This window comes from Thauera carbonicopians, assembly GCF_025699485.1.
Classification (GTDB): Bacteria; Pseudomonadota; Gammaproteobacteria; order Burkholderiales; family Rhodocyclaceae; genus Thauera.
The window spans coordinates 308,564-325,216 of sequence record NZ_JANUXN010000004.1 but is presented as its reverse complement, the minus strand read 5'-3'; the positions used below and the strand labels follow the sequence as shown (position 1 = coordinate 325,216).

The window sequence follows — 16,653 nt, the reverse complement described above, 5'->3', positions numbered from 1 at the left end:
ACGGTTGAATCAGAAGGATTCGTCCTCGCGCAGGTAGCGCCATTGCCCGAGCGGCAGCTCGCCGAGCTTCACCTTGCCGATGCGCACGCGCTTGAGGCCCACGACCTTCAAGCCGACCAGTTCGCACATGCGGCGGATCTGGCGCTTTCGCCCTTCGCGCAACTGGAAACGCAACTGATCGTCGTTGATCCATTCCACTTTCGCCGGGCGCAGCCTGACGCCATCCAGTTCGAGGCCGTGATTCAGCAAGGCCAGGCCGTCGGCCTCGAGCCGGCCTTCGACCCGCACCAGATACTCCTTGTCCACCTTGGAATCGTCGCCGATCAACTGGCGGGCGATGCGGCCATCCTGCGTCAGCACCAGCAAGCCGGTCGAATCAATGTCGAGCCGCCCGGCGGGGGCGAGATTCTTGAGCTGGCTGGGGTGGAAGCGTTGCGCGGTGTCGCGGTCGAACTGATTCGCCGCCCCGATCAGGCTCACCGCCGGCGCGTAACCGGGTTCGGGCTGCCCGGACACGTAGCCGACCGGCTTGTGCAGCAGGATCGTGACGCGCTGGCGCTGGGCCCGGCTGGCCTCCGGTGCGAGATCGATGCGCACCTCCGCTTCGACGCGAATGCCCAGCTCGGAGACCCGCTTGCCATCGACGAAGACCCAGCCGCGTTCGATGAATTCATCGGCTTCGCGGCGCGAACAGATGCCGCGTTCGGCCATGATCTTGGACAGGCGCACGCCCTGAGGCGTCGGTTCTCCTCCCCGCTCCCGGGCATCCTGTCTCGGCACAGGACGCTCCCGGTCCGCAGGCCCGTCATCGGCTCGCGGTTTCCGCGCTGTCGAAGCCGGGTGGGAGGAAGAGCCCGCCGCCTTGCCCCGTCCACCAGGTCGCGCAGCACCGGCGGCTGGCGGCCGGCGTCGGGCGGCCCGCTCGGCTTCCTGGGATGCCGCCTCCTTGCGCTCTTCGCCATCGGCAGCTTCCGCCTTACGCGGACGCAGCTTGAGCGTACCGCTGATCTGCGAGGGCGCGGGCGTGGGCGGAGTTCGGCGAATCGTGTTCAAGACAGCTCCCGGCTGAAGGGTCGATGGAGACAAGGCGGCATTATCGCCCACAACCGGGACGGCACGCGTGCCATTGGATCGCACTTCATTTCATTAGGCGAAATCAAGGTGGGCGGGTAAGATTCGCACTCCTGACAATCCATCGAATGCTCGTACAGAGCACTGCCGTGTCCACCAAGAAGATCGACCCCGCTCCCGCTGCAACCGAAGGCAAGAATTCAATTCAGGTCATCGACCGCATGATGAAGCTGCTGGACGTCCTCGCCCAGCATGCCGACCCGGTTCCACTCAAGCAGCTTGCCCTGGAAACCGGACTCCATCCCTCGACGGCCCACCGCATTCTCGGTGCGATGACCCAGAGCGGCTTCGTCGACCGCACGGATGCCGGCATCTACCGCCTGGGCATCCGCCTGCTGGAACTGGGCAGCCTGGTGAAGTCGCGCATCTCGCTGCGCGAAACCGCCATGCCGATGATGGTGAAGCTGCACGCAGCCACCGGCGAGAGCGTGAACCTCGGTATCCGTGCAGGCGACGAGATCGTCTATGTGGATCGGACTTCGAGCGGGCGATCTTCGGTGCGCGTGGTGCATATCGTCGGTGCTCGTGCGCCCCTGCACACGACGGCGACCGGCAAGCTGTTCCTGGTCGAGGACGGCCCCGAGCGCATTCGGGAATATGCCCGGCGCACCGGGCTGCCGCCTTCGACGCCGGCTTCCATCACCACCTTGCCGGCACTCGAAAAGGAGCTCGAACGGGTCCGCCGCCACGGCGTGGGCTTCGACCTGGATGAAGTCGAAGCCGGCGTGCGCTGCATTGCCGCCGGCATCCGCAACGACAGCGGCGAGTTGATCGCCGGCCTGTCACTATCGACACCGTCCGAGCGCTTCAACCCCGACTGGGCGCCGCTGGTGCGCGAAACCGCGGATGAAATCTCGCATGCTCTCGGCTATGGCGCCGTGCGCGCCGCCCGAGGGCACCGCTGAGGCGAATCAGCCTTCGCGGCGAACCGGCGCCGCCGCCATGCGCGGCGCGCTGTCGGCTTGCTCCAGCCATTTGCGCACGCGCTTGGCATCCGCCGTGCGGGTATAAAGTCCGCTGGAATCCATCAGCACCATGACCACCGGCTGGTCATGCAGCCAGGTCTGCATGACCAGGCAGCGGCCGGCCTCCGAGATGTAGCCGGTCTTGGACACGCTGATCGACCATTCGGGACTCTTGACCAGGCCGTTGGTGTTGCCGAAGCGGGTCAGGCGGCCGCGAACATCGACATAACGTTCGGCCGAGGTCGAGAACTCCCGGATCAGCGGATAGGACGCCGACGCCGACACCATCTTGGCCAGGTCTCGCGGGCTGGAGACGTTGGCCGGGTTCAGCCCGGTGCTGTCGTGGAAACGGGTGTTCCAGAGTCCGAGCAGGCGCGCCTTGACGTTCATCGCTTCGATGAAGGCTCGCTCGCCGCCCGGATAATGGCGCGCGAGCGCCGAGGCGGCGCGGTTCTCGGACGACATCAAGGCGAGATGCAGCATTTCTTCGCGCGTCAGCGTGGTACCGATGGCCAGGCGCGAACCCGTACCCTTGAGCGTATCGATGTCGGCGTTGGTGATCGCGATCGGTTCGGACAGGCTCTGCCCGGCATCGAGCACGACCATCGCGGTCATCAGCTTGGTGATGGAGGCGATCGGTACCACCGCGGCGGCATTGCGCTCGAGCAGCACTTCGCCATTGGCCGGGTTGACGATGTAGAAGGCGCTGGAGCCGAGTTGCGGGAAGCCGTTGGCATCCAGCGCCAGCGCAACCTCATCCGCTGCGGCCGCAGCCGCGGCGGCCGATGCTGCAGCGGCTGCGGGCGCCATCCGCACCGAAACACGCTGAGCCTTCCCGGTCGGAGCAGCCTTGCTCCCGGCATTCCGTGTCGTCTTGCCGGCAGACGGTTTCGCCGCAGCCTTCTTCTTCGACGCAGCCGTCTTCACGGCAGGCTTCTTTGCCACGGATTTCTTGGCGACGGGTTTCTTCTGTACGGCCTTGGCACTGGTTCGCGCGGGCTTGCTGGCTGCAGCCTCGGCAAGATTCGAAACCGGTTGCAACATGAACAGGCCGATCACAGCGGCGACAAGCAGGGAACGTGGTTTCATGGCAGGGCGCGCAACAGGAGATTACCTTCCTTGAATCTGCAGTAAAAATAATCAGATAACAAGGCTATTTGAAGCAAATTCGCAGGCAGGTGCGAATTGTCACACGAACACCGTCACGAGGCATCGCCTGATACAAAAAATGCCGTTATGCTCGGTCGCTTCACAGGCCGGAGACGGTGGTATTCACGCAGCCGAACCGTCCCACCCCATGGAATCCATGCGCCATCTGCGGCGCTAGAGGCGAAGGAAATCACTCACTTCGCCCTGCCGCGCCATCGTGTCTTCGTAGCCCAGTTCGATCAGCGCGTTCGTGAATGCCGGCTCGAACAGCAGGTAGGACAGCAGCGCCGAACCCTCGCTGCGCATCGCGCCCAGGCTGCGCAGCACGGTACGTAGGGCACGCGGCAAGGCCAGGCGATGCCGGCCGGCGATGGCGTCGAGTCGACGCGAAGGCAGCATCACCAGCGTTTCGATGTGTTTCAGGCCGGCCGAGGCTCTCCGCTCTTCGTCCGTCATCAGCGCCAGGCTTCGGTTGATCCGGTCGAGCCGCTCGAGATCGACCGCGAGCGTATCGAGAAAGATGCTCGACATCGCATGCCCGGCGATCTGGGCCGGCGATGGATAATCCTCCCCCCGCTGGCGCACCTCCTCGGCGAGCCTCCCCGCACCGACCACCATGATCCGGTCGGCCCCGAGGTGGATTGCCGGACTGACCGGCGCCAGCTGGCGCATCGAGCCGTCACCGAAGAACTCGCGATGAATGTGCACCGCCGGAAAGACGAAAGGCAGGGCGCTGCTGGCCATCAGGTGATCGACGCCGATGCAGCTGCGCACGCCCATGCGATGCGTGCGCCGCCACGGCAGGATGTCGGCTGCGGCCTCGAAGAAGGTCAGGCTTTCGCCCGAGGCGTAGCCGGAAGCCGTGACGCTCAGCGCCCGCAGGTGGCCGCGCTCGATGGCGCGGCCGATTTCGGCGAAATCCAGCACCCGGCCCAACAACTCGCCCAAGGGCGTGTTGTCGAGCAGCGAACGGGGTGTCTGGCGCACGGCCCAGCCGGTCGTCAGCGCCAGGCCCCAGCGCCCGATACTGCCGAGCACGGCGGGCGCATCGGCACGGTAGATCTGATCGACGTGGAGATTGCGCCAGATGTGTTCGAGCCGCGACACGCCATGCTTGAAGCTGCGCGAGAACACCGCCAGCGCCACGGCGTTGATCGCCCCCGCCGAGGTGCCGCAGAGGATGGGAAAGGGGTTGCCCGCGCGGCGGCCGCGCAGTTCACAAACCGCGGCGAGCACTCCGACCTGATAGGCGGCACGTGCGCCGCCGCCCGTCAGAACCAGCGCTGTCTGCGGCCTCCCTGCCGTCATCGTCCATCATGCCCGCGTATTGCCATGCGCGGAGGATGAACGATGAAGGCGGGAGGCGGCAAGCGCATCAATCTCCCTGGCCGGCTTCGACGACGGTCAGCGCCGTCATGTTGATGATGCGCCTGACGGTGGCCGAAGGCGTCAGGATATGGACCGGCTTGGACGCGCCCAGCAGGATCGGCCCCACGGTCATGCCTTCGCCCGCGGCGTTCTTGAGCAGGTTGAAGGCGATGTTGGCCGCATCCAGGGTCGGGAAGATCAGCAGGTTCGCATCCTCGCGCATCCTGGCGTTGGGGAAGATCTGCAGGCGATGCCTGGCATCCAGCGCCGAGTCGCCATGCATTTCGCCTTCGACGGCGAGATCGGGATGCTGTTCGTGCAGCGCGCGCAGCGCAGCGCGCATCTTCTCGGCGGTCGGCGAATCAGCCGAACCGAAGGACGAATGCGACAGCAGGGCCACCTTCGGTTCGACACCGAAGCGCTTCATTTCCTCGGCCGCCAGCAAGGTCATCTCGACGATCTGCTCCGACGTCGGGTCGTAATTGACATAGGTGTCGGCCAGGAACAGGGTGCGACCCGGCAGGCTGAGCAGGTTGACCGTGTAGAGATGCTCGACACCTTCGCGACGGCCGAGCACGGATTCGACGAACTCGCGGTGCAGGCGGTGCATGCCGTAGGTGCCGCAGATCAGCCCGTCGCCGTAGCCGAACTTGAGCAGCAGCGTGCCGATCAGCGTCGTGCGGCGGCGGACTTCCTTCTTGGCGTACTCCACCGACACCCCGTGGCGTTCCATCAGTTCGTGGTAGTGCTGCCACAACTGGTTGAAGCGCGGATCCGAATCGGGGTTGACCAATTCGTAGTCGCGATCGGCCAGCATGCGCAGGCCGAAGCGTTCGACGTTGGACTTCACGACCTCGGGACGGCCGATCAGGATCGGGCGCGCCAAGCCTTCGTCGACCACCTGCTGCACCGCGCGCAGCACTTTCTCGGACTCGCCTTCGGCAAAGATGATGCGCTTCGGATTCGCGCGTGCGGCGGCGAACACCGGCTTCATGATCAGGCCGGACTGCCAGACGAAATTGTTGAGCTGGGCACGATAGGCATCCCAGTCGGTGATCGGCCGCGTCGCCACGCCCGAGGTCACCGCCGCCTCGGCCACCGCGGGCGCGATCTTGACGATCAGGCGCGGGTCGAAAGGACGCGGAATGATGTAGTCGGGGCCGAAGCCGCCGACCTTCTCACCGTAGGCGGCCGCGACGATGTCGCTCTGCTCGACGCGCGCCAGTTCGGCGATCGCCTTCACCGCGGCAAGCTGCATCTCGTCGGAGATCGTGGTGGCGCCGACGTCGAGCGCACCACGGAAGATGAAGGGGAAGCACAGCACGTTGTTGACCTGGTTCGGATAGTCCGAACGGCCGGTGGCGATCAGCGCGTCGTCGCGCACTTCCTTGACCTGCTCCGGCAGGATCTCGGGCGTCGGATTGGCCAGCGCCAGGATCATCGGCCGCGGCGCCATCTTCGCCGCCATCTCCGGCTTCAGCACGCCGCCCGCCGACAGGCCGAGGAAGACGTCGGCGCCTTCGATGATCTCGCCCAGCGTGCGGGCATCGGTTTTCTTGGCGTAGCGTGCCTTGATCGGGTCCATCAGCACGGTGCGCCCCTCATAGACCACGCCCTCGATGTCGGTGACCCAGATGTTGTCGACCGGCACGCCGAGCTTTTCGAGCAGACCCAGGCAGGCCAGCGCCGCAGCGCCGGCGCCCGAAGTCACCACCTTGACCTGGTTCAGCGCCTTGCCCTGCAGGTGCAGGCCGTTGAGGATGGCGGCGCCGACGACGATCGCGGTACCGTGCTGATCGTCGTGGAAGACCGGAATCTTCATGCGCTCGCGCAGCTTCTTCTCGATGTAGAAGCATTCCGGCGCCTTGATGTCCTCGAGGTTGATGCCGCCGAAAGTCGGCTCGAGCGCGGCGATCATGTCGATCAGCTTGTCGGCGTCCGGCTCGTCGATCTCGAGGTCGAAGACGTCGATGCCGGCGAACTTCTTGAACAGCACGCCCTTGCCTTCCATGACCGGCTTGGACGCCAGCGGGCCGATGTTGCCCAGCCCCAGCACCGCGGTGCCGTTGGTGACGACGCCGATCAGGTTCGAGCGCGCGGTGAGCTCCGCGGCCTGTGCGGGGTCTTCGACGATGGCATCGCAGGCGGCCGCCACCCCGGGCGAATACGCCAGCGACAAGTCCCGCTGGTTTGACAGCACCTTGGTCGGCGTCACCGAGATCTTGCCCGGACGCGGATAACGATGATAGTCGAGGGCGGCACTGCGAATCAGTTCATCCATGGTCTCTTTCCTGTCTCGTCTTCTGGGTATGGAGTGCGCGGCACGCACCATCGACCGCTCCCGGCATCAGAGCAGGCAGGGCGGCACTCGCGCGGCCCTGCCGAGGATACCGCGATTACCAATTTTCCGCATTCCGAAAACGTGATTTGCGATATGAAAGGAAACTGAAAGGAAAGCAATGCGCCGCGCACGCCCATCTTAAACGCACCCTGGCCTGCCAATCACTTACGAGCATATCCAATTCATGATCCGGCATCGGTCGTGGCATAATTATGGGCTTTCACCGGTCGCGGCCCGCCTTCGTGGAACCGAGACCGGACATCGGGTGCCACCGGCACCCACGCAGCCCGCCGGCCAGGCAGCAGACCGCCTCGACGATGGCCGACCGACGGGAATGGTTTCGCATCACAGCACGGGAGAGCTGTACACATGTCTCAGAACCACGCCCAGGCGGCCATTGCCGCTGCCCCCGAATACGTTCGCCACGAAGGCCTCAAGAAGTGGGTCGGCGAAATCGCCGCCCTCACCGAACCCGATCAGGTGGTCTGGTGCGACGGCTCGCAGGAAGAATACGACCGCCTGTGCGCCGAAATGGTCGAATCCGGCATGCTGATCAAGCTCAACCCGGAAAAGCGCAAGAACTCCTACCTCGCCTGGTCCGACCCCTCCGACGTCGCCCGCGTCGAGGACCGCACCTTCATCTGCTCCAAGGACAAGGTCGACGCCGGCCCCACCAACAACTGGGAAGACCCCGCAGTCATGCGCGGCACCCTGAACGATCTGTTCAAGGGTTCGATGCACGGCCGCACGATGTACGTGGTTCCGTTCTCGATGGGTCCGCTCGGCAGCCCGATCGCCCACATCGGCGTCGAAATCTCCGACAGCCCCTATGTCGTCACCAACATGCGCACGATGACCCGCATGGGCAAGGGCGCCATCGAGGTGCTCGGCACCGACGGCGAGTTCGTGCCCTGCGTGCACAGCGTCGGCGCACCGCTGGCGCACGGCGAGAAGGACAGCCGCTGGCCGTGCAACCCCACCACCAAGTACATCGTGCATTTCCCCGAAACGCGCGAAATCTGGTCCTACGGCTCGGGCTACGGCGGCAACGCGCTGCTGGGCAAGAAGTGCTTCGCGCTGCGCATCGCCTCGACCATGGCACGTGACGAAGGCTGGCTGGCCGAGCACATGCTGATCCTCGGCGTCGAGTCGCCCGAAGGCGAGAAGAGCTACGTCGCCGCCGCCTTCCCGTCGGCCTGCGGCAAGACCAACTTCGCCATGCTGATCCCGCCGAAGAGCTTCGACGGCTGGAAGATCACCACCGTGGGCGACGACATCGCCTGGATCAAGCCGCGCAAGGAAGCCGACGGCAGCACCCGCTTCTACGCCATCAACCCCGAGTCGGGCTTCTTCGGCGTCGCTCCCGGCACCTCCGAGAAGACCAACTTCAACGCCATGGCGACGCTGAAGGAAAACATCATCTTCACCAACGTCGCCCTGACCGACGACGGCGACGTGTGGTGGGAAGGCATGAGCAAGGAAGCGCCCACCCACCTGCTCGACTGGCAGGGCAAGGACTGGACGCCCGAGATCGCCAAGGAAACCGGCCGCAAGGCTGCGCACCCCAACGCCCGCTTCACCGCCCCGGCCGGCCAGTGCCCGTCGATCGACTCCGCCTGGGAAGATCCCGCCGGCGTACCGATCTCGGCCTTCATCTTCGGCGGCCGCCGCGCCACCACGGTGCCGCTGGTATACCAGGCCTTCAACTGGAACTTCGGTGTTTACATGGCCTCGACGCTGGGCTCGGAAACCACCGCTGCCGCCTTCGGCGCGCAGGGCGTGGTGCGCCGCGACCCGTTCGCGATGCTGCCCTTCTGCGGCTATCACATGGGCGACTACTTCAACCATTGGCTGCGCATGGGCCACGTCGTCGAGGACACGCCGAAGATCTTCTGCGTGAACTGGTTCCGCATGAACGAGAAGGGCGAATTCATGTGGCCCGGCTTCGGCGACAACATGCGCGTGCTGAAGTGGATCATCGACCGCTGCAAGGGTCGCATCTCCGCCAAGGAAACCGCATTGGGCTGGATGCCGCGCTTCGAGGATCTCGACTGGACCGGCACCGACATCAGCCGCGAAGAGTTCGAAGCCCTGACCCAGGTCGATGCCGACGCCTGGCGCACCGAGCTGAACTCCCACAAGGAGTGGTTCGACAAACTGCAGGACCGCCTGCCGCGCCAACTGGCGCTGAAGCGCGAGCTGTTCGAACTGGCGCTGAACACCGACTGAGACACCGGCCGGCTCCAGAACGAAAAAGCGCCGCTGGTCGGCGCTTTTTCGCTTTCAGGGGAACATCCACCCCACCTTCACCAGGACGATCAAGCCATGCACCGCTCGACCCGCCTCGACGACATCCAGCCCTTCCACGTCATGGAGTTGCTGCGCCGCGCGCGCGAACTGGAAGCGCAGGGCCGCGACATCATCCACATGGAAGTCGGCGAACCGGATTTCCCCACGCCGCAGCCCGTCATCGACGCCGCGACACGCTTCATCGCCGGCGGCGATGTCCATTACACCGCCGGTCTGGGCCTGCCCTCACTGCGTGAAGCCATCGCCCGCTTCTACCAGGATCGCTTCGGTGCCGACGTCGCCCCCGAGCGCATCATCGTCACCTCAGGCGCATCGGGGGCACTGATGCTGGCGCTGGCGGCGACGACCGAGCCGGGAGACGAATGGCTGCTGCCCGATCCGGGCTACCCATCCAACCGCCATCTGGTGCGCAGCTTCGAAGGCCGGGCGCGAGGACTGCCGGTGGATGCCGCGAGCCGCTACCAGCCCACACCGGCGCAGGTCGAGGCTGCGTGGAGCAGCCGCTGCCGCGGCCTGATGGTGGCGACGCCTTCGAACCCGACCGGCACCCTGCTGGATGTCGACGAAATCGCTGCGCTGCACGCCGTCACGCATGCCCGGAACGGTGTGCTGATCGTCGATGAGATCTACCAGGGCCTCAGCTACGGCGTGGAGGCGGCGACCGCCCTAGCCCGTCCTGCGCTGAATGCCGCCGACGACGTATTCGTGGTCAACAGCTTCTCGAAGTATTTCGGCATGACGGGCTGGCGCCTGGGCTGGCTGGTAGCACCGGCCGGCATCGTGCGCGACATCGAGAAGCTCGCGCAGCACTTCTTCATCTCGCCATCGACGCCGGCGCAGCATGCTGCGCTGGCGGCCTTCCGCCCGGAGACGGTGGAGATTCTGGAGGCGCGCCGACATGAGTTCGGCGAGCGCCGCGACACCCTGCTGCCGGCGCTGCGCAGCCTCGGCTTCACGGTGGCGACCGAGCCGCAGGGGGCGTTCTACATCTACGCCGATGTGTCGAAGCTGGCGGACGATGCCGAAGCGCTGGCGCACCGTCTGATCGAGGAAGCCGGCGTCGCGGCCACGCCCGGCCTGGACTTCGGCCACCATCTGCCGCGCCGGCACCTGCGCATCGCCTACACGACGCGGCGCGAGCGCCTGCTGGAAGCCGCCGAGCGCATCGCCCGGCTCAAGCTGTAGGCGGGTGTCAGCCGGCGGACGCCGGTGTTTCGTTCCGCACCACGGTTTCACGGCCCGAAGCCGCCACCAGGCGCTTCTTGATCGCCATCACCTTGCGCGTATAGCGCGCGTTCGGATCCTTCAGCGAGCCGTTGTAGTACTGCAGGGCGCGCTGCAGGGAACCGTAGCGCTGCAGTCCCTCCTGCAGCACCAATGTGCCCACGCGCACGTTCAGGGTCGGGTCGAACAACGCGTACTTGCCGCGCCCCTGGCCGATCTTGTCCTGGTGATAACGCGGGATGACCTGCATCAGACCCTGGGCACCCATGTTGCTGACCGCGCGCGGATTGAAGCTGGACTCGACCGCCATGATCGCGACGATCAGCAGGGGATCGAAGCCATGCTCCTCGGCCGACTCCTCGGCCGCCATCAAGGCCGGTTCGATCACATCCCCCGGCACCCGATAGGTATCGGTGATCCAGTCGCGCACCCGGAGCATTTCGGGTGACAGCCCATCGTCTCCGGAGTCCAGACCGAAGTCCGGCATGCGGAGCGATGCAAGCGCCGACGACTTTCGAGTGCTCGGCGCAACCAGAGCCGGCTCCGGCTTTTGCGGCACCACCAGCGCCGGCTGGGCGCGATAGGCATCTGCCTGCGCCATCGCTGCTTCGCTCACCGTCGGCGCCGCCTTGCCCTGCACGCGCAGATCGGCATAACCGATCGCAGGACGGCTGCCGTCGTCGTACCCCAGGTAGGCCATGCCCGCAAGGCCAAAAAAAAGAACGGCACCGTGCGCAATACCAAACACGGCCCCGCTCGCCTGACGCGCGAGCGCGTTGATTCGAGTTGCGTGTTTCATGGTGTCCTCCATGCTGTGGCCTGAGGGCTGCGCAGGATTGCCATGGTGGGCATCCAGAAGCCTGCGCAGGTATCGCGCAAGCCGTCTCCGAAGCGGCGGATCGGCCGCTCCTGAGTGCAGTCACACTCGGTCGCCAGTAGGTGTTCAAGCCCGTCGCCGCAACCAGACAGCGGGCCCCGCGGTGCGTGCGTCCATGAAACTGCGTCTCCCCAGGGGGAAGGCGCCGCACCGAGATCGATTTATGAGCCAATAAGATTGCTGCAAAGCAGCATCGAACGGATTTTATTGCGGCAAAAACATTTTGTCAAAACTTGACGCCACAATTTGCGCTCGCGCCTACCACAGGCACCCAGCCCGCGCACAGCCAAAAACCTCACGCCTCACCCGAATCAGATCGTGAGAGAATCCGGCGGCATACCACGACACACAGTCAAGTACGGGAAAATTCATGAGAATCGCTATCGCCGGCACCGGTTACGTCGGCCTTTCCAACGCCATCCTGCTTGCCCAGCACAACGAAGTGGTGGCGTTGGATGTCGTCCCCGAGAAAGTCGCCCTGCTCAACCGGAAACAATCCCCCATCGAAGACAGGGAGATCGAGGATTACCTGAACAACAAAGCGCTCGACTTCCGCGCCACGCTGGACAGGCGTGAAGCCTACCAAGGGGCGGATTTCGTCGTCATCGCCACGCCCACCGACTACGACCCCCAGACCAACTACTTCAACACCGCCTCCATCGAATCCGTCATCGAGGATGTCATCGCCATCAACCCGCAGGCGACGATGGTGATCAAATCCACCGTGCCGGTCGGCTATACCGTCAGGGCGCGGCAAACGCTGGGCACGGACAAACTGCTTTTCTCGCCGGAGTTTCTGCGCGAAGGCAAGGCGCTGCACGACAACCTCCACCCCAGCCGCATCATCATCGGCGAAAAATCGCCCCGCGCCGAAACTTTCGCCAGGCTGCTGCAGCAAGGCGCGATCAAGCAGGACATCCCCACCTTATTCACGGACAGCACCGAAGCCGAAGCCATCAAACTCTTCGCCAACACCTACCTGGCCATGCGTGTCGCCTACTTCAACGAACTGGACACCTATGCCGCCACCCACGGCCTGGACACCCGCCAGATCATCGACGGCGTCTGCCTGGACCCACGTATCGGCAAGCACTACAACAATCCCAGCTTCGGCTACGGCGGCTACTGCCTGCCCAAGGACACCAAGCAGTTGCTGGCCAACTACCGTGACGTGCCACAAAACCTGATTCACGCCATCGTCGAAGCAAACACGACGCGCAAGGATTTCATCGCCGACGAAGTCATCCGGCGCAACCCGAAGGTCGTCGGCATCTACCGCCTCATCATGAAGGCCGGCTCGGACAACTTCCGCGCCTCCAGCATTCAGGGAATCATGAAGCGGATCAAGGCAAAGGGCATCGAAGTCATCGTCTACGAGCCTGAACTCACAACGCCTCACTTCTACAACTCGAGGGTGGAAAACGATTTCGAAACCTTCAAGCAGGAATCGGACGTGATCATCGCAAACCGCTACACCGAAAAGCTGGCGGACGTCCAGGACAAGGTTTACACCAGAGATCTGTTTGGCTGCGACTGAGGTTCCCGGCATCAGCGCATTGCGCCGGTTGCCGGCCGCTTGCCTCACATGCTTTCGAGATCGCGCCGGAGCCGGGCCCAATCGAAGAAAGGTCCGGGGTCGGTCTTGCGGCCCGGCGCGATGTCGGCATGTCCGACAACTGCCTCGATCGGGTAGTGGCGCTTCAGTTCGTCGATGAGCCCGGCCAGTTGCCGGTATTGAACATCCTCGAATGGCAGCGTATCGCAGCCTTCCAGCTCGATTCCGATCGAGAAGTCGTTGCAGCGCTCCCGCCCGTTCCAGCTCGACACCCCCGCGTGCCAGGCCCGCAACACCGGATCGACGAAGCGGACTACCTTACCGTCGCGGCGGATGAAGTAATGGGCCGACACCCGCAGATGATGGATCGAGGCGTAGTAAGGATGCCCATCCGGATCGAGGGTGTTGGTAAACAACTGCGCCACCCCCGGCCCGCCGAACTGGTCCGGCGGCAGGCTGATCGCGTGCACGACGATGAGGCGAATACTTTCGCCCTCGGGGCGCTCGTCGAAGTTTGGTGAAGGCAGGTAAAGGTTCACAATGCTCACGGCGATCCTGAACGACAATGGCGCAGCGACGTTAACAGCAAACCCCGCGCGCGCCAAGGTGGCCGGCGCGTTGTGCCTGGCATGCCGAGGCGCTACCCTAATGCGCTGCGCAATTTCCCGCCTGTCCGAACGACCTGAAATGAATCACACCCACCTGCTGCATCAGCTCATTCTCGCCTCGGCCGAACGCGACGCCGACGCTCCCGCGCTCAGCTTCGGCGCCGAACACCGCAGCTATGCGCAACTCGCCGCCGACATCCGGGCCTTTGCTGCCGGTCTGCGCCAGTTGGGTATAGAACGCAGCGAGCGTGTCGGCATCTATCTGGACAAGCGCATCGAAACCGTCGTCGGCATGTTCGGCACGACTGCCGCGGGCGGCGTGTTCGTGCCGGTCAACCCCATTCTGAAAGCCGAACAGGTCGGCTACATCCTGCAGGACTGCAACGTCCGCGTACTGCTGACCTCGCCCGAACGCTTCGCCGCGCTGGCCGGGGTACTCGGCTCCTGCCATGACCTGCGCCACGTCGTGCTCACCGGCGCACCCGCCGAACTGCCTTCCCTGCCCGGCGCCTCGGTGCACCGCCTGAGCGATCTCCTCGCCGCACCCGCCACCCCCGGCCACCGCGTCATCGACGCCGACATGGCCGCCATCCTGTACACCTCGGGCAGTACCGGCCGGCCGAAAGGCGTCGTGCTGTCGCACCGCAACATGGTCGCCGGCGCGAAAAGCGTCGCCCAGTACCTCGAGAACCGCGCCGACGACACCTTGCTGGCCGCCCTGCCGCTGTCCTTCGACGCCGGCTTCTCGCAACTGAGCACCGCCTTCCACAGCGGTGCGCGCGTGGTGCTGCTGAACTACCTGCTGCCGCGCGACGTGCTGAAGGCCGTCGAGAAGGAAAAGGTCACCGGCCTCACCGCCGTTCCGCCGCTGTGGATCCAGCTTTCGCAGCTCCAGTGGGCGGGCACCGTCACCGAACACCTGCGCTACATCGCCAACACCGGCGGACGCATGCCGCTGGAGACCTTGACCAAGCTGCGCGGCATGTTGCCGAAAACCAAGCCCTTCCTGATGTACGGCCTCACCGAAGCTTTCCGTGCCACCTACCTGCCGCCCGAGGAAGCCGACCGCCGGCCCGACTCCATCGGCAAGGCCATCCCGAACGCCGACGTGGTCGTGCTGCGCGAGGACGGCAGCGAATGCGCGCCCAACGAACCGGGCGAACTCGTCCAGCGCGGCGCGCTGGTGGCGATGGGCTACTGGAACGACCCGGAGAAGACCGCCGAACGCTTCAAGCCGCTGCCCAGCCATGCGCCCGGCCGCCAGAGCGGCCTGGTACTGCCGGAACTGGCGGTATTCTCGGGCGACACGGTGCGCCGCGACGAGGAAGGCTTCCTGTACTTCATCGGCCGCCGCGACGAGATGATCAAGACTTCCGGCTACCGCGTCAGCCCCACCGAAGTCGAGGAAATCCTCTACGCCACCAGACTGGTCGGCGAATGCGCCGCCTTCGGCGTCGAACACGACACGCTCGGCCAGAGCATCACCGTCATCGCCACCCCGCCGCAGGGCGGTACACTCGACAGCACGGCCCTGCTGGCGGAATGCCGCCAGCGCATGCCGGCCTACATGGTGCCGAGCCGCATCGAAGTGCGCGACGGACCGCTGCCGCGCAATCCCAACGGCAAGATCGATCGCAAGACCTTGTCGAGCGAAATCTGAGCGTGACAAGCTCTTGCGCGACACGCGGGCACGGAATGTCGAACCTCCACTGGAGCCTCCTGGAATGTCGATAGCATGCCGTATCAGCCTCGCCCTGCTGGTGGGGCTACTGGCGACCGAGTCGGGCGCGGCCATCCTCCGGGTCGGTCCGGGCGAAGAATTCGAGCGGATCGCCGATGCAGCAAGAGCAGCACAAGACGGTGACACCGTCGAAATCATGCCCGGAGAATACAGCGGCGACGTCACGGTCTGGAAGCAGAAGAAACTGCTCATCCGTGGCGCCGGCCAACGCCCGGTGCTGGTCTCCAGCGGCAAGACCGCCGAAGGCAAAGCCATCTGGGTCATCCGCAACGGCGACATACGCGTGGAGAACATCGAGTTCCGCGGTGCGCGGGCCAACAGTGGCAATGGTGCCGGCATCCGCCTCGAGCGCGGCCACCTCGAGGTGCGCAACTGCGTGTTCATGGACAACCAGACCGGCATCCTCACCTCCAATTTCGAGGATGCAACGCTGACCGTCCGCGACAGCGTCTTTGCCCAGGCTCCGCATCAGGAGCACTCCCACCCCCATCTGCTCTATGTCGGCCGCATCGCCCGCTTCGAGCTCAGCGGCAGCCGTTTCCATCAGGGCTACCGTGGCCATCTGGTCAAGACCCGTGCGCGTTACAATGACATCCGCTACAACCTGCTGTATGACGGCCCGCTCGGCGAAGCCTCCTACGAACTCGAGTTTCCCAACGGCGGTGTGGCATTCGTGATCGGCAACATCATCGGCCAGAGCGCCAATACGCAGAACCCGGTCGTGGTCGCCTACGGCGCCGAAGGACGTTCCTGGTCCGAGAATTCGCTCTATCTGTCGCACAACACCTTGCTCAGCGACCGCTTGACCGGCACCTGGTTCCTGCGCACCTTCACCGACCGGCTACCACCCGACACCGAGATCATCGGCATCAACAACATCACGGTAGGCATCGGTGCATTCACGCTCAGCGCCAGCGGCTATTTCCACGGCAATATCCCGCTGCCGCCAGGCGGCCTGCGCAACCCCGAAACGCTGGATTTCCGTCCCTATGGCGCCAGCCTGCTGCGCAAGATCACCTCACCGGCCGGCATGGCTCGCGGCCTGCCGCTGGCGCCAGAAGCCGAGTTCTCCCTGCCCCTGGGTACGCGGCCGCTCGGCCCCCCGCAGCACTGGCTACCCGGAGCACTGCAAGGCGACGACTGAGCATCGCGGCAGGCCAATGTCGCGAGGGGATGACAAGCGTCACTGACAATTCATGTTCCATGCGGCATCATCCGCAGGTTTTTGATCTTTCTCGGTCCCAGCGGCCAACGGAGTACGGCGTGCTAGAGCAGTTTTGTGGTGTTCTTCACGCGTCGGAAACAATCACCGACGCAAGCAATAGTTTCCCCGATCAACTGGCGCGGCTCCAGTTTCCACAAGGCGCAATCGGCTATCGGGCCG

The 16,653-nt window shown here is 64.8% G+C and carries 12 protein-coding genes; 6 read left to right on the top strand and 6 right to left on the bottom strand.

Annotated elements, in window-relative coordinates:
* Positions 1 to 9: 9 nt before the first annotated feature.
* Complete coding sequence (locus tag NX068_RS08865) at positions 10 to 780, bottom strand: pseudouridine synthase (protein WP_263460904.1); 771 nt, start codon at positions 778 to 780, stop codon at positions 10 to 12.
* A gap of 419 nt (positions 781 to 1,199) precedes the next feature.
* Here NX068_RS08865 and NX068_RS08860 point away from each other — a divergent pair, with 419 nt between their 5' ends.
* Positions 1,200 to 2,036, top strand: coding sequence for an IclR family transcriptional regulator (locus NX068_RS08860; protein ID WP_268740088.1), 837 nt, complete (start codon positions 1,200 to 1,202; stop codon positions 2,034 to 2,036).
* A gap of 6 nt (positions 2,037 to 2,042) precedes the next feature.
* Here the strand turns inward: NX068_RS08860 and pbpG are convergent, their stop codons facing one another.
* The 3 genes from pbpG to NX068_RS08845 all read right to left on the bottom strand — a co-directional run bounded on the left by pbpG (position 2,043) and on the right by NX068_RS08845 (position 6,894).
* Positions 2,043 to 3,185, bottom strand: a complete 1,143-nt coding sequence (gene pbpG / locus NX068_RS08855; RefSeq protein ID WP_263460902.1) for a D-alanyl-D-alanine endopeptidase — start codon at positions 3,183 to 3,185, stop codon at positions 2,043 to 2,045.
* A gap of 234 nt (positions 3,186 to 3,419) precedes the next feature.
* Positions 3,420 to 4,553: a patatin-like phospholipase family protein gene (locus tag NX068_RS08850; protein WP_263460901.1), complete on the bottom strand. Its 1,134-nt coding sequence runs from the start codon at positions 4,551 to 4,553 to the stop codon at positions 3,420 to 3,422.
* A 67-nt stretch (positions 4,554 to 4,620) separates the two neighbouring features.
* Positions 4,621 to 6,894, bottom strand: a complete 2,274-nt coding sequence (locus tag NX068_RS08845) for an NADP-dependent malic enzyme (protein ID WP_263460900.1) — start codon at positions 6,892 to 6,894, stop codon at positions 4,621 to 4,623.
* Between the two features lie 429 nt (positions 6,895 to 7,323).
* Between NX068_RS08845 and NX068_RS08840 the strand changes: the two genes are divergently transcribed.
* Together NX068_RS08840 and NX068_RS08835 are read left to right on the top strand one after the other, a co-directional pair.
* On the top strand, positions 7,324 to 9,183 hold the full coding sequence (locus NX068_RS08840; protein ID WP_263460899.1) for a phosphoenolpyruvate carboxykinase (GTP): 1,860 nt from the start codon (positions 7,324 to 7,326) through the stop codon (positions 9,181 to 9,183).
* Between the two features lie 96 nt (positions 9,184 to 9,279).
* Positions 9,280 to 10,449 carry a pyridoxal phosphate-dependent aminotransferase gene (locus NX068_RS08835; protein WP_263460898.1) on the top strand — a complete coding sequence of 390 codons (1,170 nt, stop codon included), beginning with the start codon at positions 9,280 to 9,282 and terminating at the stop codon, positions 10,447 to 10,449.
* 7 nt (positions 10,450 to 10,456) lie between these two features.
* Here NX068_RS08835 and NX068_RS08830 read toward each other — a convergent pair whose 3' ends face one another.
* Positions 10,457 to 11,287 (bottom strand): lytic transglycosylase domain-containing protein, encoded by an 831-nt coding sequence (locus NX068_RS08830; protein WP_263460897.1) that lies wholly within the window; start codon positions 11,285 to 11,287, stop codon positions 10,457 to 10,459.
* A 448-nt stretch (positions 11,288 to 11,735) separates the two neighbouring features.
* On the opposite strand from NX068_RS08830, the gene NX068_RS08825 reads away from it, so the two are divergent.
* Complete coding sequence (locus NX068_RS08825; protein WP_263460896.1) at positions 11,736 to 12,902, top strand: nucleotide sugar dehydrogenase; 1,167 nt, start codon at positions 11,736 to 11,738, stop codon at positions 12,900 to 12,902.
* Between the two features lie 44 nt (positions 12,903 to 12,946).
* Here NX068_RS08825 and ampD read toward each other — a convergent pair whose 3' ends face one another.
* Positions 12,947 to 13,459 carry a 1,6-anhydro-N-acetylmuramyl-L-alanine amidase AmpD gene (gene ampD / locus NX068_RS08820; protein ID WP_442806715.1) on the bottom strand — a complete coding sequence of 171 codons (513 nt, stop codon included), beginning with the start codon at positions 13,457 to 13,459 and terminating at the stop codon, positions 12,947 to 12,949.
* A gap of 148 nt (positions 13,460 to 13,607) precedes the next feature.
* Here ampD and NX068_RS08815 point away from each other — a divergent pair, with 148 nt between their 5' ends.
* Positions 13,608 to 15,188: an acyl-CoA ligase (AMP-forming), exosortase A system-associated gene (locus NX068_RS08815; protein ID WP_263460895.1), complete on the top strand. Its 1,581-nt coding sequence runs from the start codon at positions 13,608 to 13,610 to the stop codon at positions 15,186 to 15,188.
* 64 nt (positions 15,189 to 15,252) lie between these two features.
* Positions 15,253 to 16,413: a right-handed parallel beta-helix repeat-containing protein gene (locus tag NX068_RS08810; protein WP_263460894.1), complete on the top strand. Its 1,161-nt coding sequence runs from the start codon at positions 15,253 to 15,255 to the stop codon at positions 16,411 to 16,413.
* Positions 16,414 to 16,653: the final 240 nt, after the last annotated feature.

Bases quoted from the DNA above. Each gene is read 5' to 3' on its own strand.
- NX068_RS08840 (WP_263460899.1), top strand. From the start codon at position 7,324: ATGTCTCAGAACCACGCCCAGGCGGCCATTGCCGCTGCCCCCGAATAC.
- NX068_RS08825 (WP_263460896.1), top strand. From the start codon at position 11,736: ATGAGAATCGCTATCGCCGGCACCGGTTACGTCGGCCTTTCCAACGCC.
- NX068_RS08815 (WP_263460895.1), top strand. From the start codon at position 13,608: ATGAATCACACCCACCTGCTGCATCAGCTCATTCTCGCCTCGGCCGAA.
- NX068_RS08835 (WP_263460898.1), top strand. From the start codon at position 9,280: ATGCACCGCTCGACCCGCCTCGACGACATCCAGCCCTTCCACGTCATG.
- NX068_RS08810 (WP_263460894.1), top strand. From the start codon at position 15,253: ATGTCGATAGCATGCCGTATCAGCCTCGCCCTGCTGGTGGGGCTACTG.
- NX068_RS08860 (WP_268740088.1), top strand. From the start codon at position 1,200: ATGCTCGTACAGAGCACTGCCGTGTCCACCAAGAAGATCGACCCCGCT.
- NX068_RS08830 (WP_263460897.1), bottom strand. From the start codon at position 11,287: ATGAAACACGCAACTCGAATCAACGCGCTCGCGCGTCAGGCGAGCGGG.
- pbpG (WP_263460902.1), bottom strand. From the start codon at position 3,185: ATGAAACCACGTTCCCTGCTTGTCGCCGCTGTGATCGGCCTGTTCATG.
- NX068_RS08850 (WP_263460901.1), bottom strand. From the start codon at position 4,553: ATGACGGCAGGGAGGCCGCAGACAGCGCTGGTTCTGACGGGCGGCGGC.
- NX068_RS08845 (WP_263460900.1), bottom strand. From the start codon at position 6,894: ATGGATGAACTGATTCGCAGTGCCGCCCTCGACTATCATCGTTATCCG.